General features: G+C 69.0%; 15 protein-coding genes. 14 read left to right on the forward strand and 1 reads right to left on the reverse strand.

Going from position 1 to position 14,785, the window contains the following annotated elements; all coding sequences use genetic code 11:
* The first annotated feature begins 30 nt into the window (after window positions 1–30).
* The 12 genes from ABNQ39_RS31875 (at window position 31) to paaK (ending at window position 12,086) form a co-directional block, all read left to right on the forward strand.
* Window positions 31–630, forward strand: coding sequence for a Crp/Fnr family transcriptional regulator (locus ABNQ39_RS31875; RefSeq protein WP_161957998.1), 600 nt, complete (start codon window positions 31–33; stop codon window positions 628–630).
* Window positions 631–1,101: 471 nt separating this feature from the next.
* The gene (gene paaA / locus ABNQ39_RS31880; RefSeq protein ID WP_376966103.1) at window positions 1,102–2,115 is read left to right on the forward strand and encodes a 1,2-phenylacetyl-CoA epoxidase subunit PaaA; all 1,014 of its coding nucleotides are present in this window, start codon (window positions 1,102–1,104) and stop codon (window positions 2,113–2,115) included.
* Window positions 2,116–2,141: 26 nt separating this feature from the next.
* Window positions 2,142–2,429 carry a 1,2-phenylacetyl-CoA epoxidase subunit PaaB gene (gene paaB, locus ABNQ39_RS31885; protein WP_376966105.1) on the forward strand — a complete coding sequence of 96 codons (288 nt, stop codon included), beginning with the start codon at window positions 2,142–2,144 and terminating at the stop codon, window positions 2,427–2,429.
* Window positions 2,429–3,193: a 1,2-phenylacetyl-CoA epoxidase subunit PaaC gene (gene paaC / locus ABNQ39_RS31890; RefSeq protein WP_376966107.1), complete on the forward strand. Its 765-nt coding sequence runs from the start codon at window positions 2,429–2,431 to the stop codon at window positions 3,191–3,193. The genes paaB and paaC overlap by 1 nt, the downstream gene beginning before the upstream one ends.
* A gap of 7 nt (window positions 3,194–3,200) precedes the next feature.
* Window positions 3,201–3,722, forward strand: a complete 522-nt coding sequence (gene paaD, locus ABNQ39_RS31895; protein ID WP_376966109.1) for a 1,2-phenylacetyl-CoA epoxidase subunit PaaD — start codon at window positions 3,201–3,203, stop codon at window positions 3,720–3,722.
* Window positions 3,723–3,766: 44 nt separating this feature from the next.
* Window positions 3,767–4,846 (forward strand): 1,2-phenylacetyl-CoA epoxidase subunit PaaE, encoded by a 1,080-nt coding sequence (paaE, locus tag ABNQ39_RS31900; protein ID WP_376966111.1) that lies wholly within the window; start codon window positions 3,767–3,769, stop codon window positions 4,844–4,846.
* A gap of 43 nt (window positions 4,847–4,889) precedes the next feature.
* Entirely contained in the window at window positions 4,890–6,581 is a 1,692-nt protein-coding gene (paaN, locus tag ABNQ39_RS31905) for a phenylacetic acid degradation protein PaaN (RefSeq protein WP_376966113.1), read from the forward strand.
* Complete coding sequence (gene paaG / locus ABNQ39_RS31910; RefSeq protein WP_376966114.1) at window positions 6,578–7,369, forward strand: 2-(1,2-epoxy-1,2-dihydrophenyl)acetyl-CoA isomerase PaaG; 792 nt, start codon at window positions 6,578–6,580, stop codon at window positions 7,367–7,369. The genes paaN and paaG overlap by 4 nt, the downstream gene beginning before the upstream one ends.
* The gene (gene paaH / locus ABNQ39_RS31915) at window positions 7,369–9,042 is read left to right on the forward strand and encodes a 3-hydroxyacyl-CoA dehydrogenase PaaH (RefSeq protein WP_376966116.1); all 1,674 of its coding nucleotides are present in this window, start codon (window positions 7,369–7,371) and stop codon (window positions 9,040–9,042) included. The genes paaG and paaH overlap by 1 nt, the downstream gene beginning before the upstream one ends.
* Window positions 9,039–9,497: a hydroxyphenylacetyl-CoA thioesterase PaaI gene (gene paaI, locus ABNQ39_RS31920; protein ID WP_376966118.1), complete on the forward strand. Its 459-nt coding sequence runs from the start codon at window positions 9,039–9,041 to the stop codon at window positions 9,495–9,497. The genes paaH and paaI overlap by 4 nt, the downstream gene beginning before the upstream one ends.
* Window positions 9,490–10,698, forward strand: a complete 1,209-nt coding sequence (gene pcaF, locus ABNQ39_RS31925) for a 3-oxoadipyl-CoA thiolase (protein WP_376966120.1) — start codon at window positions 9,490–9,492, stop codon at window positions 10,696–10,698. The genes paaI and pcaF overlap by 8 nt, the downstream gene beginning before the upstream one ends.
* A 62-nt stretch (window positions 10,699–10,760) precedes the next feature.
* Window positions 10,761–12,086: a phenylacetate--CoA ligase PaaK gene (paaK, locus tag ABNQ39_RS31930; protein WP_376966122.1), complete on the forward strand. Its 1,326-nt coding sequence runs from the start codon at window positions 10,761–10,763 to the stop codon at window positions 12,084–12,086.
* Window positions 12,087–12,089: 3 nt separating this feature from the next.
* Here paaK and ABNQ39_RS31935 read toward each other — a convergent pair whose 3' ends face one another.
* Window positions 12,090–12,752, reverse strand: coding sequence for a MarC family protein (locus ABNQ39_RS31935; protein ID WP_109051587.1), 663 nt, complete (start codon window positions 12,750–12,752; stop codon window positions 12,090–12,092).
* Between the two features lie 332 nt (window positions 12,753–13,084).
* Between ABNQ39_RS31935 and ABNQ39_RS31940 the strand changes: the two genes are divergently transcribed.
* On the forward strand, window positions 13,085–13,921 hold the full coding sequence (locus tag ABNQ39_RS31940; protein WP_376966124.1) for an ABC transporter ATP-binding protein: 837 nt from the start codon (window positions 13,085–13,087) through the stop codon (window positions 13,919–13,921).
* Entirely contained in the window at window positions 13,911–14,783 is an 873-nt protein-coding gene (locus tag ABNQ39_RS31945) for an ABC transporter permease (RefSeq protein WP_376966126.1), read from the forward strand. The genes ABNQ39_RS31940 and ABNQ39_RS31945 overlap by 11 nt, the downstream gene beginning before the upstream one ends.
* Window positions 14,784–14,785: the final 2 nt, after the last annotated feature.

Consider the following 14,785-nt stretch of genomic DNA (forward strand, 5'->3'; position numbering starts at 1 on the left):
CAGGGCGAAAGATATCGGGACGTGCGGATCATGCGGGACGGCTGGGCGATCCGCCACAAGGCCTTGCCCGACGGCCGGCGCCAGGTCGTAAACTTCGTCCTGCCGGGCGACATCATCGGCATGTATTGCACGCTGTTCGAATCCGCCGACCACAGCGTCACCACCCTGACCCAGGTCGAGGTGGCGAGCTTTCCGCCGGAGCGGATCGGCGAGATGTTCCGCTCCTTCCCGCGCCTCGCCGCGGCGCTCGCCTGGTCCGGCGCACGCGAGGAGGCGATCCTAGCCGAACGGCTGCTCAGCCTGGGCCGGCGGACCGCGCTGGAACGCACCGCCCATCTGCTGGTCGAGCTTCTGCGCCGCCTCAGCATCGTCAACATGGTGACCGACGGACATTTCGTCCTGCCGGTGACGCAGGAGATCCTGGCCGACGCGCTGGGCTTGAGCATCGTTCACATCAACCGGACCCTGCGCCGGCTGCGCGACAGCGGCCTGATCGAAGTGAACGGCCAGCGCATCACCGTCAACGACGTGCGCCAGCTTGCCTCCGTCGGGCAGTTCGACGAGCTGTACCTCCACTTGATCCGCGCGCCCCGTCGCCTGGAGCGCACCTTTTCCGGCGCCGGCGCCTAAGGCGCTGGCTTCGGCCGCTCAAATTTTCCCGAAGCCGCGGCTTCGCCTCTCGATCCGCTAGCGTCGCAGTTCCCCGTCAGCAGAGTCCTCCCCCACCCGGCGGAGCGGCTCCTGGCGGGACGCTTGCGCCCGACCGATGCGTGCCGCCGCGCCCAATCCGCAGCGCCGGGTTCAACCATCCGTCCGGCAGCCGTCCCTCCTGCCCACCCGGCCTTTTCCGCGCCGCACAAAATCCGCAAAACCGCAGCTTCCGTGTATCGGTAGCGGGATTCGTTCGCCCATTCTCCATGCGGACTATCCCGGCATCCGCTCGGGATTTTCAATCCAATACCTTGTTAAAAAACACTTTTCGGCGACCCGACCGCCCCACCCCTAAAGCGACACACAATTCCACTTTACAGTCGTTGATCTGTATCATATTTTTCCTTCAGAAATTGTTCGCTGGACGCGCAATCCATCTCGGGGATGCCGATGTACACGCAGGGTTTGGATGCCAAGACCGAGCAGGGCGCTCAACCGTCTCCCCGGCTGGTGACGGAGCAGGAGGCCGCTCTCCAGGGCCGCTTCCAGGAGCGCGTCGACGCCGAGGAGAAGATCGAGCCGCGCGACTGGATGCCGGAAGGCTACCGCCGCACGCTGGTCCGCCAGATCTCGCAGCACGCCCATTCGGAAATCGTCGGCATGCTGCCGGAAGGGAACTGGGTCACCCGCGCGCCGACCCTGCGCCGCAAGGTCGCCCTGCTGGCGAAGGTGCAGGACGAGGGTGGGCATGGCCTCTACCTCTACAGCGCCGCCGAGACGCTGGGCGTGTCACGCGACGAGCTGGTCGGCCAGCTGCTGTCGGGCAAGGCCAAATACTCCAGCATCTTCAACTACCCGACCCCGACCTGGGCCGACATCGGCGCCATCGGCTGGCTGGTCGACGGCGCGGCGATCATGAACCAGGTGCCGCTCTGCCGCTGCTCCTACGGCCCCTATGCCCGCGCCATGGTCCGCATCTGCCGCGAGGAGAGCTTCCACCAGCGCCAGGGCTACGAGCTGATGCTGGCGCTGGCCCAGGGCACGGCGGAGCAGAAGCGGATGGCGCAGGACGCGCTGAACCGCTGGTGGTGGCCGTCGCTGATGATGTTCGGCCCGTCGGACGACCAGTCCGCCCACTCCGCCCAGAACATGGCCTGGAAGATCAAGCGCTTCTCCAACGACGAGCTGCGCCAGCGCTTCGTCGACGCCACCGTGCCGCAGGCTGAGTTCCTGGGATTGACCATCCCCGACCCGGAGCTGCGCTTCGACGCCGAGACCGGCCATTACGAATTCGGCGCCATCGACTGGACCGAGTTCAACGAGATCCTGAAGGGCAACGGCCCCTGCAACCGCGAGCGCATCGAAGCCCGCCGCAAGGCGTGGGACGACGGCGCCTGGGTCCGCGAGGCCGCCATCGCCCATGCCGCCAAACGCCGGCAGCGCGCGCTGAAGAAGGCCGGCTGAGCCAAGAAATCCGAGGGAACGAGATTATGGACCGTAAGGACTGGCCGCTGTTCGAGATCTTCATCCGGCCGAAGAACGGGTTGTCGCACAAGCATGTCGGCAGCCTGCACGCCGCCGACGCCCACATGGCGCTGGACAATGCCCGCGACGTCTACACCCGCCGCGGCGAGGGCGTCAGCATCTGGGCGGTCCCGGCATCCAGCATCGCCGCGTCCGACCCGACGGACAAGGCCAGCCTGTTCGATCCGGCCGACGACAAGGTCTACCGCCACCCGACCTTCTACGACATCCCTTCAGACGTGAAGAACATCTGATGAGCACGGATCTCAAAGAGGCCCTGTTCGGCTACACGCTGCGGCTGGGCGACACGTCGCTGGTGCTGGGGCACCGGCTGTCGGAATGGTGCGGCCATGCGCCGGAGCTGGAAGAGGACATCGCGCTGACCAACGTCGCGCTCGACCTCGTCGGCCATGCCCGCATGCTGCTGACCTATGCCGGCGAGCTGGAGGGCAAGGGCCGCGACGAGGACCGCCTCGCCTACCGGCGCGACGTCTTCGACTACCGCAACCATCTGCTGGTCGAGCAGCCCAACCGCGACTTCGGCCACACCATCGTTCGCCAGTTCCTGCACGATGCCTGGGCGGTGGAGCTGTATGAGCGGCTCTGCGCCTCGACGGACGAAACGCTGGCCGGCATCGCCGCCAAGGCGGTGAAGGAGGTGCGCTACCATGTCCGCCACAGCGGCGACTGGCTGGTGCGGCTGGGCGACGGCACCGACATCAGCCATGTCAAGGTGGCCGACGCGCTGGGCCGGCTCTGGCCCTACACCGGCGAAATGGTCGAGCGCGACGAGGCCGAGCAGGCGCTGGTCGCCGCCGGCATCGTCCCCGACCCGGCCGGGCTGAAGGCCGCCTGGACCGCCCGCGTCGAAGCGGTGCTGGAGGAGGCCACCCTCGACCGCCCGGCCGACGGCTGGATGCAGAAGGGCGGCCGCCGCGGCGAGCACAGCGAGCACCTGGGCTATCTGCTGGCCGAGATGCAGTTCCTGCCGCGTGCCTATCCCGATGCGAACTGGTGAGGATGCCATGCCGGATGCAGCGGGCTGCTGGGGACCGGAACCGGGCGCCGATGCGGTGGTGAAGGCCGCCTGGGACGCGCTGGCCGGGGTGATGGATCCGGAGATCCCGGTGCTGAGCATCGTCGATCTCGGCATCGTCCGCGCCGTCTCGGCCGATGCGGAAGGCCGTCTGTCGGTGGCCCTGACGCCGACCTATTCCGGTTGCCCGGCGACCGGCGTGATCGTTCTGGAGGCGGAAACCGCGCTGGTTCGCGCGCGCCTCGACGCCTGCGTCTCGGTGGTGATCGCCCCGCCCTGGACGACCGACTGGATCAGCGACGCCGGCCGGGAAAAGCTGGCCGAGGTCGGCATCGTCCCGCCGCCGCATTCCGGCAAGCGGGCGCTGACCGCGCCGGACGAGGTGATCGCCTGCCCGCGCTGCGGCTCTACGGACACCCGCCAGATCAGCCGCTTCGGCTCCACCGCCTGCAAGGCGCTGCACGCCTGCAACGCCTGCCTCGAACCGTTCGACGTGTTCAAATGCCATTGAGTGGCTTCGGCGGAGACCCCCTCCGCGTCGCAAGGACGGACCCCATGACCAGCCCCAGCTTCCACCCGCTGACCATCCGCGAGTGCCGCCGGGAGACGGCGGACACCGTGTCGATCGCCTTCGACGTGCCGGCCGATCTCGCCGACCGTTTCCGCTTCGTCCAGGGCCAGTACCTGACCCTCAAGACCCGCATCGGCGACGAGGAGGTGCGGCGCTCCTACTCCATCTGCTCCGGCGCAGGCGACGGCGAGCTGCGGGTGGCGGTGAAGAAGGTGGACGGCGGTCTGTTCTCCACCCACGCCAACCAGTCGCTGGCGCCGGGCGCCGTGCTGGAGGTGATGACGCCGATGGGGCGCTTCCACACCCCCATCGACCCCAATACCGCCCGCACCTACGTCGCCTTCGCCGCCGGCAGCGGCATCACCCCGGTGATGTCGATCCTGAAGACCGTGCTGGCGCAGGAGCCGAAGAGCCGGTTCGTGCTGGTCTACGGCAACCGCACCGTCTCCTCCATCATCTTCCGGGAAGAGCTGGAGGATCTAAAGAACCGCTACATCGGCCGGCTGGTCATCCACCATGTGCTGAGCCGCGAACCGGAAGAGGCCGGGCTGCTGGGCGGCCGCATTGGCGCCGGACTGGTGCGCGAGCTGTGCGCCGGCCCGCTCAAGGCTGAGGACATCGACGCCGCCTTCCTCTGCGGCCCCCAGCCGATGGTGGAAGAGGTGCGCGACGCGCTGGCCGCCTGTGGCACGCCGGCCGCCAACATCCATGTCGAGCTGTTCGGCACCACGACCGCCGCCCGGCCCGTGGTGAAGAAGGCGGCAGCCGACAGCCCCACCGATGCCGCCACCATCGCCGTTCTTCAGGACGGCAAGCGCAAGGAATTCACCTTGCCCTACGATGGCGAGAGCATCCTGGAGGCCGCCCACCGGCATGGCGCCGACCTGCCCTATTCCTGCAAGTCCGGCGTCTGCTGCACCTGCCGCGCCAAGGTCCGCGAAGGCAAGGTCGAGATGGCCGAGAACTACTCGCTGGAGCCGTGGGAGGTCGAGGCCGGCTATGTCCTGACCTGCCAGTCGCGCCCGCTGACCGAGCGGGTCGTCATCGACTTCGACGCCGCCTGACCGACGCCGCCTAAATCAACGAGAAAAGAGGAAACGCCCCGCCATGACCACCACCCCGCAGAGCCTGTTCGAGACGCACGAGGCGACGTTGCAGAAGGCCGTCGAGGCCTGCCGCAGCCGCGCCTACTGGTCGGCCTTCCCCGAAATGCCGAGCCCGCGCGCCTATGGCGAGACGGCGGCGGCGGATGGCGAGGCGGCCTTCGCGGCCTACCGCGACAAGCTCTTCGAACTGGACCAGCCGGGCGTGACCGGAACGGTGGGGGGCGAACGCTCGCCCTTCGGCTTCGACCTCGGCATCACTTATCCGGTGTCGGACGTCGAGGCGCTGGTGCATGCGGCCAAGGCGGCGATGCCGGGCTGGCGCAAGGCGGGTCCGAACGGCCGGGCCGGCGTCTGCCTGGAAATCCTGAAGCGGCTCAACGCGCGCAGCTTCGAGATCGCCAATGCGGTGATGCACACCACCGGACAGGCCTTCATGATGGCCTTCCAGGCCGGCGCCCCGCACGCCCAGGACCGCGGTCTGGAGGCCGTCGCCTATGGTTGGAAGGCGATGACCGACCAGGCCCCGGCGGCGCGCTGGGAGAAGCCGCAGGGCAAGAACCCGCCGCTGGTGATGGACAAGCGCTTCGAGGTGATCGGCCGCGGTGTCGGGCTGGTCATCGGCTGCGCCACCTTCCCGACCTGGAACGGCTATCCCGGCCTGTTCGCCAGCCTCGTCACCGGCAACGCCGTGATCGTGAAGCCCGGCCCGACCGCCATCCTGCCGCTCGCCATCACCGTCAGGATCGCGCGCGAGGTGCTGGCGGAGTGCGGGCTCGACCCCAACCTCGTCACGCTCGCCATCGGCGACACCGTCGCCAAGGATCTGGCCCTGCGGCCGGAAGTGGCGGTGATCGACTACACCGGCTCCACCGGCTTCGGCGACTGGCTGGAGCAGAATGCCCGTCAAGCCCAGGTCTACACCGAGAAGGCCGGCGTCAACAGCGTGGTCATCGACGGCACCGACGATCCTAAGGGCATGGTGCGCAACCTCGCCTTCACGCTCAGCCTCTACGCGGGCCAGATGTGCACGACGACCCAGGTCATCTTCGTGCCCAAGGACGGCATCCAGGCCGGCGGCGAGCGCATGAGCTTCGATCAGGTGGTTTCGGCCCTGGCCGGCGGCGTCGACAAGTTCCTGTCCGACCCGGAGCGCGCGGTGGAGGTGCTGGGCGCCATCCAGTCCGACGCCACGCTCGCCCGCATCGACGAAGCCGCCAAGCTCGGCACCGTCGTGCTGCCGTCGCGCGCCATCACCCATCCGAAATTCCCGGACGCCCGCATCCGCACGCCCCTGATCCTGACCATGGATGCGGCGGAGGAGGACAAGTACGGCCATGAGCTGTTCGGCCCGATCTCGATCATCGTCAAGACCGACAGCACCGCCGACAGCCTGGAGCGCGCCGCCCGCCTGACCCGCACCAAGGGGGCGCTGACCACCGGCCTCTACAGCACCGATCCGCAGCTGATCGAGCAGGCGACCGACCTGTTCGTCGAGGCCGGCGTCGCCCTGTCGGTCAACCTGACCGGCGGCGTCTTCGTCAACCAGTCGGCGGCCTTCAGCGACTTCCACGGCACCGGTGCCAACCCGGCGGCCAACGCGGCGCTGTGCGACCTCGCCTTCGTCGCCAACCGCTTCCGCGTGGTGCAGAGCCGCGTTCCGGTGCTGGCCGTGGAGAAGGAAGCCGCGCAATGAGCGACAAAACGATTCTTCTCGACATCGCCGACGGCGTCGCCACCATCACGCTGAACCGGCCCGACCGGCTGAACAGCTTCACCGCGGCGATGCATGAGGAGCTGCGCGAGGCCATCGCCGAGGTGCGCGACGACAAGTCCGTCCGCTGCCTGCTGCTGACCGGCGCCGGGCGCGGCTTCTGCGCCGGACAGGATCTGTCGGACCGTGCCGTCGCGCCGGGTGCCCAGGGTCCGGACCTCGGCGTGTCGATCGAGAGCAACTACAACCCGCTGATCCGGTCCTTGCGCGCCCTGCCGATGCCGGTGGTCTGCGCGGTGAACGGCGTCGCCGCCGGGGCGGGGGCCAACATCGCGCTGGCCTGCGACATCGTGCTGGCGGCGCGCTCGGCCAGCTTCATCCAGGCCTTCTGCAAGATCGGGCTGATCCCCGACAGCGGCGGCACCTGGACCCTGCCGCGTCTGGTCGGCCATGCCCGCGCCATGGGCCTCGCCATGCTGGGCGACAAGGTCTCCGCTGAGCAGGCGGAGGCCTGGGGCATGATCTGGAAGGCGGTGGACGACGACCGGCTGATGGCGGAGGCCGGTGCGCTCGCCCGCCATCTCGCCACCCAGCCGACGCGCGGCCTTGCCCTGATCAAGCAGGCGCTCAACGCCTCCTCCGCCAACGACCTCGACACCCAGCTCGACCTGGAACGCGACCTCCAACGCGAGGCCGGCCGCACGCAGGACTACCGCGAGGGCGTCGCCGCCTTCGTGGGCAAGCGCGCGCCGAAATTCGAGGGGCGGTGATGGCGGCGCTCGCTCCCACCGTCACCGTCGTGGTGGTCGGGGCCGGCGCCATGGGCCAGGGCATCGCCCAGGTCGCGGCCCAGGCCGGCCACCCGGTCCTGCTCGTCGACACCCGCCCCGGTGCCGCCCAGGCCGCCGTCGGGTCCATCGCCAAGGCCCTGACCGCCCTGGTCGAGAAGGGCAAGCGCACGGCGGCGGAGCGCGACGCCACGGTCGACCGTCTGCGTGCCGTCGACGGACTGTCCGACCTCGCCCCCGCCGGTCTGGTGGTGGAGGCCATCGTCGAGGATCTCGACGTCAAACGCCGCCTGTTCGCGGAGCTTGAGGGCATCGTCGGCGAGGACGCCATCCTCGCCACCAACACCTCGTCGCTGTCGGTCACCGCAATCGGCGCCGGGGTGCGGCGGCCGGAACGGCTGGCCGGGCTGCATTTCTTCAACCCGGCGCCGCTGATGGCCCTGGTGGAGATCGTCAGCGGGCTCGCCACCGATGCCGCTGTGCTCGACACGCTGTTCGACACGGCGAAGGCGTGGGGCAAGAGCCCGGTGCGCTGCCGCTCGACCCCCGGCTTCATCGTCAACCGGGTCGCCCGCCCCTTCTACGCCGAGGGGCTGCGGCTGGTGCAGGAGCAGGCCGCCGATCCCGCCACCATCGACGCCGTGGCGCGAGAGGCCGGCGGCTTCCGCATGGGGCCGTTCGAGCTGATGGATTTGATCGGCCATGATGTGAACTTCGCCGTCACCCGCTCGGTCCACACCGCCTATTTCGGCGACCCACGCTTCCAACCCTCGCTGATCCAGCAGGAGCTGGTCGAGGCCGGCCGTCTCGGCCGCAAGACCGGCCGCGGCTTCTACGACCACAGCCCCGGCGCCGCCAAGCCCACGCCGCGCAACGCCGAACCGGCCGCGAAACCCGACCGCGTGCTGGTGCAGGGCGATCTCGGCCACGCCGCGTCGCTGGCCGGGCTGCTGCGCGAGGCCGGCATCGCGGTCGAGGAGACCGCAGGCCCCGGCGTCCTTCTGGTGGACGGCGTCACGCTGGCCCTGACCGACGGCCGCACCGCCACGGCGCGCGCTGCGGAGGACGGCGTCGCCCCGCTGGTTCTGTTCGATCTGGCCCTGGACTATGCCAAGGCCACCCGCATCGCGCTGGGCCCCGCCGACGGCACGCCCTCCGAGGCGCTCGCAGTCACCGCCGGCCTGTTCCAGGCGCTTGGCAAGGCGGTGTCGGTGATCGACGACGCCCCCGGTCTGGTGGTGATGCGCACCGTCGCCATGCTCGCCAACGAGGCGGCCGACGCGGCGATGCAGGGGGTCGCCAGCGCCGCCGACATCGACATCGCGATGACCAAGGGCGTGAACTACCCGCTGGGTCCGCTGGCCTGGGCCGACCGCATCGGCCTGCCCCATGTGCTGGCCGTTCTCGACGCGCTCGCCCGCACCTACGGCGAGGACCGCTACCGCGCGTCGGCCCTGCTGCGCCGCAAGATTTCCGCCGCCCAAATCGTCCAAATCCCCTCTCCCCCCCGGGGAGAGGGTCAGGGTGAGGGGGTCGCACCGCGTGACTTCGCAAGCAGCGGAAACCCCGGCGCCACCACCGACTCCATGCCGCGCATCCCCCTCACCCCAACCCTCTCCCCGGGGGGGAGAGGGGGTAAGGAGCCGACCCTATGACCACCGCCCCCGACACACCCCAATCCCTCGCCGAAGCGGTCGGCCGTGGCATGTACGAGCGCGACCATTGCGCCCAGGCCCACGGCATCGAGCTGCTGGAGATCGCCCCCGGCTATGCCCGCATGAGCATGACCGTGCGCAAGGACATGGTGAACGGCCACGACATCGGCCATGGCGGCATGACCTTCACGCTGGCCGACACCGCCTTCGCCTATGCCTGCAACGCGGCGAACGAGGTGACGGTGGCGGCGGGCTGCTCCATCACCTTCCCGGCCCCGGCCAGGCTGGGCGACCTGCTGACCGCCGAATGCCGCGAGGTGCACAAGCGCGGCCGCTCCGGCGTCTACGACGTCACCGTCACCAACCAGGACGGCACCGTCGTCGGCCTGTTCCGCGGCCAGTCGGCGCGCCTCGCCGGCAGCGTGATCCCCGTTCCCGGAGCCTCCCATGCGTGAAGCCTATATCTGCGACGCCGTCCGCACCCCCTTTGGCCGCTACGGCGGCGGGCTGGCCCCGGTACGCCCGGACGACCTCGCCGCAGTGCCGCTGAAGGCGCTGATGGGGCGCAACCCCGGCGTCGAATGGTCCGCCGTCGACGACGTGATCCTCGGCTGCGCCAACCAGGCCGGCGAGGACAACCGCAACGTCGCCCGCATGGCCGCGCTGCTTGCCGGGCTGCCCGAGACGGTGCCCGGCACCACGGTCAACCGGCTCTGCGGCTCCGGCATGGACAGCATCGGCATGGCCGCCCGCGCCATCAAGGCTGGCGAGGCCGAGCTGATCGTCGCCGGCGGCGGCGAGAGCATGACCCGCGCCCCCTTCGTCATGGGCAAGTCCGACAGCGCCTTCTCCCGGCAGGCGGAGATCTTCGACACCACCATCGGCTGGCGCTTCGTCAATCCGCTGATGAAGGCGAAGTTCGGCATCGACAGCATGCCGGAGACGGCGGAGAACGTCGCCGCCGATTATAATATCTCCCGCGCCGACCAGGACGCCTTCGCCGTCCGCAGCCAGCAGCGCGCCGGCCGCGCCCAGGAATCGGGCCGCCTCGCCCGCGAGATCGTCCCGGTCGCCATCCCCCGCCGCAAGGGCGAGCCGACGATCATCTCCGCCGACGAGCATCTGCGCCCCGACACCACGCTGGAGGCGCTGGCCAAGCTCTCCACCCCCTTCCGCAAGGAGGGCGGCAGCGTCACCGCCGGCAATGCGTCGGGCGTCAATGACGGCGCCGCCGCGGTGATCGTCGCCTCGGCCGAGGCCGTGAAGCGCTACGGCCTGACCCCGCGCGCCCGCGTCGTCGGCACCGCGGTGGCCGGCGTGGCGCCGCGGGTGATGGGCATCGGCCCGGCCCCGGCGACGCAGAAACTGCTGGCCCGCCTCGGCCTCGCCATCGGCGACGTCGACGTGATCGAGCTGAACGAGGCCTTCGCCGCGCAGGGCCTCGCCGTGCTGCGCCTGCTGGGCCTGCCCGACGACGCCGAACATGTGAACCCCAACGGCGGCGCCATCGCGCTCGGCCATCCGCTGGGCGCCAGCGGCACCCGTCTGGTCGCCAGCGCGGTGATGGAGCTGGAGGACCGCAAGGCGACCCGCGCGCTCTGCACCATGTGCATCGGCGTCGGCCAGGGCATCGCCATGATGGTGGAGCGGGTCTGAACGGAATTGGGCTTCACCGGCCGCCAAGCGCCGGGAACCGGAACGAAGGGGAGAAACGCACCATGTCCATCATGACCGATACCGTAGCGGGCCAGGGCAGCAGGGCCGGTATGGACCGCTACGAGTTCGCCAGCCGGGACGAGATCGTGGCGATGCAGACGGAGCGGCTGGCATGGTCGCTGCGTCACTCTTACGCCAATGTCGAATCCTTCCGCGCCAAATGCGAGGCGAAGGGCGTTCATCCCGACGACTTCAAGGACTTGAAGGATCTGGCGCTGTTTCCCTTCACCGTGAAGGACGACCTGCGCCGCGCCTACCCCTATGGCATGTTCGCCGTGCCGATGGAGGACATCGTGCGCGTCCATGCCTCCAGCGGCACCACCGGACGGCCGACGGTGGTCGGCTACACCAAGGGCGACATCGATGTGTGGTCGGAGGTCGTCGCCCGTTCCATCCGGGCGGCGGGCGGCACGCGCAACGACATCGTGCACATCGCCTACGGCTACGGCCTGTTCACCGGCGGCCTCGGCGCCCATTACGGGGCGGAGCGGCTGGGCTGCGCCGTGGTGCCGATGTCGGGCGGCCAGACCGAGAAGCAGGTCCAACTGATCCAGGACTTCAAGCCGACCATCATCATGGTCACGCCGTCCTACATGCTGAACATCGCCGACGAGATGCGCCGCCAGGGCATCGACCCGCGCAGCACCAGCCTGCGCGGCGGCATCTTCGGCGCCGAGCCCTGGACCGGTGCCTTGCGCGAGGAGATCGAGCGCACCTTCAACATCCACGCGGTGGACATCTATGGCCTGTCGGAGGTGATGGGGCCGGGTGTCGCGTCCGAATGCGTCGAGACCAAGGACGGCCCGGTGGTCTGGGAGGACCATTTCTATCCCGAGATCATCGACCCCGAGTCCGGCGAGGTGCTGCCCGACGGCTCCTATGGCGAGCTGGTCTTCACCACCCTGACCAAGCAGGGCATGCCGGTCATCCGCTACCGCACCCGCGACCTGACCCGGCTGCTGCCGCCGACTTCGCGCGGCATGCGGCGGATGGACAAGATCACCGGCCGCTCCGACGACATGCTCATCATCCGCGGCGTCAACGTCTTCCCGACCCAGGTCGAGGAGCTGATCTGCAAGATCCCGGCGCTGGCCCCGCATTATGAGCTGGTGGTCAGCCGCGACGGCCATATGGACAACCTCGCCGTCCGGGTGGAGATGCACGAGGACATCCACCCGTCGGAATGGGACGGCCACGCCAAGCATCTCCAGCACTCGATCAAGTCGCTGATCGGCATCAGCACCCGCGTCGAGGTGGTCGAGCCCGGCGGCATCGCGCGCTCCATCGGCAAGGCCAAGCGGGTGCAGGACCTGCGCCCGAAGAGCTGAGGCTCAGCCCTTCTGCGACAGCAGCGGGAAGGCGTCCAGAACACCGGTCAGCAGGATCTGGACGCCGACGCAGAACAGCAGGAAGGCGAACAGCCGCGTCAGCACCCGCACCCGCGTCGGCCCCAGGAAGGCGACGATACGGTCGGCAGAGCGGTAGGACAGCCAGATCAGCGCGGCAATCGCCAGCGCCGCCCCCGACATGCCCAGGAAGAACTCCATCAGCCCGCCGGCCCCGCGCGTCGGGCGGGTGGAGCCCAGCGCGATGGCGACCGAGATGGTGCCCGGCCCGGTGGTGAAGGGGATCGTCATCGGGAAGAAGGCCGATTCCGCCAGCCGGTCGTTGTCGCCGGTGGGTGCTGCCTGTTCCTGCTTGCGCGCCTCGTGCCGTTCCGGTGCCGTCAGCAGCGCCCAGGCCCGTTCGGCCACCACGAAGCCGCCGGCGATCCGCAGCGCCGCCATCGACACGCCGAAGAAGTTCAGCACATAGGCACCCGCCCACAGCGCGGTCAGCATGACGATGGCCGAATAGAGGCTGACCAGCCCGGCCAGCCGCGCCCGGTCGCGCGGACTGCTGTCCGCCGTCACCTGACTGAAGATCAGCGCCATCGCCAGCGGATTGACGATGGAGAACAAGGCGGTGAAGGCGAGCAGGAAACTGTCGAGCATGGTATCCGCGGGTTTGTCGGCCGTTTGAACAGTTAGCGGGGACGGGGCAGGACTGGCAAGGGGGGCGTTGTGTACCCTCTCCCGTCCCAGGAGAGGGGATTTCTCCTTGCCCGAAAATTCACCACTCAATCAGTCTCAGCCCGAAAATTGTGCGCCTGACGAAAAGCACACCCGTCCGCACGCTGTCCACACCGTCAGTTCCTGTCTCAATGGACAAGTTTTCTCTTCGCGAAAACAAAGCCCTATCCGCCAAATATTGAACCTCCATCCCGTTTGGCTCGCTTCTTGCTGTCCCTCCCGCCGAGAGACGACAACGCGAAGGGACGAACGCCGTGCCAGCCGCCCAGCCCGCACCGCTCACTCTGGTTCCGCCGGCCGCAGACGCGGCGCCGCGCACCATCGTCGATGTCCGCAACCTGACCCTGACCTATCAGACGGCCGATCATCCGGTCTACGCGCTGAGCGACGTCAGCCTGTCGATAGCCAAGGGCGACTTCATCTCGCTGATCGGCCCCAGCGGCTGCGGCAAGACCACCCTGATGCGGGTGATCGCCGACCTCGAACAGCCGACCTCCGGCGAGGTGACGGTCAACGGCATGACGCCGGAACAGGCACGGCTGAAGCGCGCCTACGGCTATGTCTTCCAGGCCCCGGCGCTCTACCCGTGGCGGACGGTGGAACGCAACGTCATGTTGCCGCTGGAGATCATGGGGCTGCCCAGGGCAGACCGGCAGCAGCGCGCCCGCGAGCAGCTCGACCTCGTCGGCCTGTCGGGCTTCGAGCGCAAATTCCCCTGGCAGCTGTCGGGCGGCATGCAGCAGCGGGTGTCCATCGCCCGCGCGCTGGCCTTCGACCCCGACCTGCTTCTGATGGACGAGCCGTTCGGCGCGCTCGACGAGATCACCCGCGACCATCTGAATTTGCAGCTCACCCGCCTGTGGCTCGGCACTCGCAAGACCTGCATCTTCGTCACCCACTCCATCGCCGAGGCGGTGTTCCTCTCCACCCGCATCGTGGTGATGAGCCCGCGCCCCGGCCGCATCCTCGACGTCATCGACTGCGACCTGCCGCGAGAGCGCACGCTCGACATCCGTGAAAGCCCGGAGTTCCAGCGCATCGCTCACCGCGTCCGCGAAGGGCTGATGGAGGGCCACAGCTATGACGATTAAGCAGACACTGCCTGTAGCGGTCACGGCGCTGGCGGTGCTGGTGCTGTGGTACTTGGGCGCGGTCTGGCTGAACGCGCCGACGGCAACCGACGCGCTGAACCGCGCCGGCCAGGGCTGGACCACCGCCGACCTGATCCGCGCCACCCTGGCGATGAAGCGCCCGATCCTGCCGACGCCGGATCAGGTCGCGCTGGATCTCTACAATTCCCTGACCGGCTATCCGGTGACCAGCATCCGCAACCTGCTCTACCACACCGGCGTCACCGCCGGGGCGGCGCTGGCCGGCTTCGGCATGGGGGTGGTGCTGGGGGTGGCGCTGGCGGCGGGGATCGTCCAGGCGCGCACGCTGGAATCGAGCCTGCTGCCCTGGGTTATCGCCTCGCAGACCGTGCCGATCTTGGCGATCGCGCCGATGATCGTGGTGATTCTCGGCAATCTGGGCTTCACCGGCCTGCTGCCCAAGGCGATCATCGCCATGTATCTGTGCTTCTTTCCGATCACCATCGGCATGGTGAAGGGGCTGCGCTCCGCTGACCCGCTGACGCTGGACCTGATGCGGACCTACAGCGCCGGGACGGCCCAGACCTTCCGCCTGCTGCGCCTGCCGGCCTCGCTGCCCTATTTGTTCACCAGCCTGAAGATCGCGGTCGCCGCCAGCGTCGTCGGCGCCATCGTCGCCGAGCTGCCGACCGGCGGGCAGGCGGGATTGGGCGCCCGGCTGCTGTCCGGCTCCTATTACGGCCAGACCGTGCAGATCTGGAGCGCCCTGGTGATGGCGGCAGTGCTGAGCGTCACGCTGGTCGCCGTTGTCGGCCTTGCCGAACGGGCGCTGGTGCCGGGCGGCCGGGGAGGTGCGCGATGAGC

This window comes from Azospirillum sp. A26 (genome assembly GCF_042604635.1).
In the GTDB taxonomy this organism is placed as follows: domain Bacteria; phylum Pseudomonadota; class Alphaproteobacteria; order Azospirillales; family Azospirillaceae; genus Azospirillum; species Azospirillum palustre.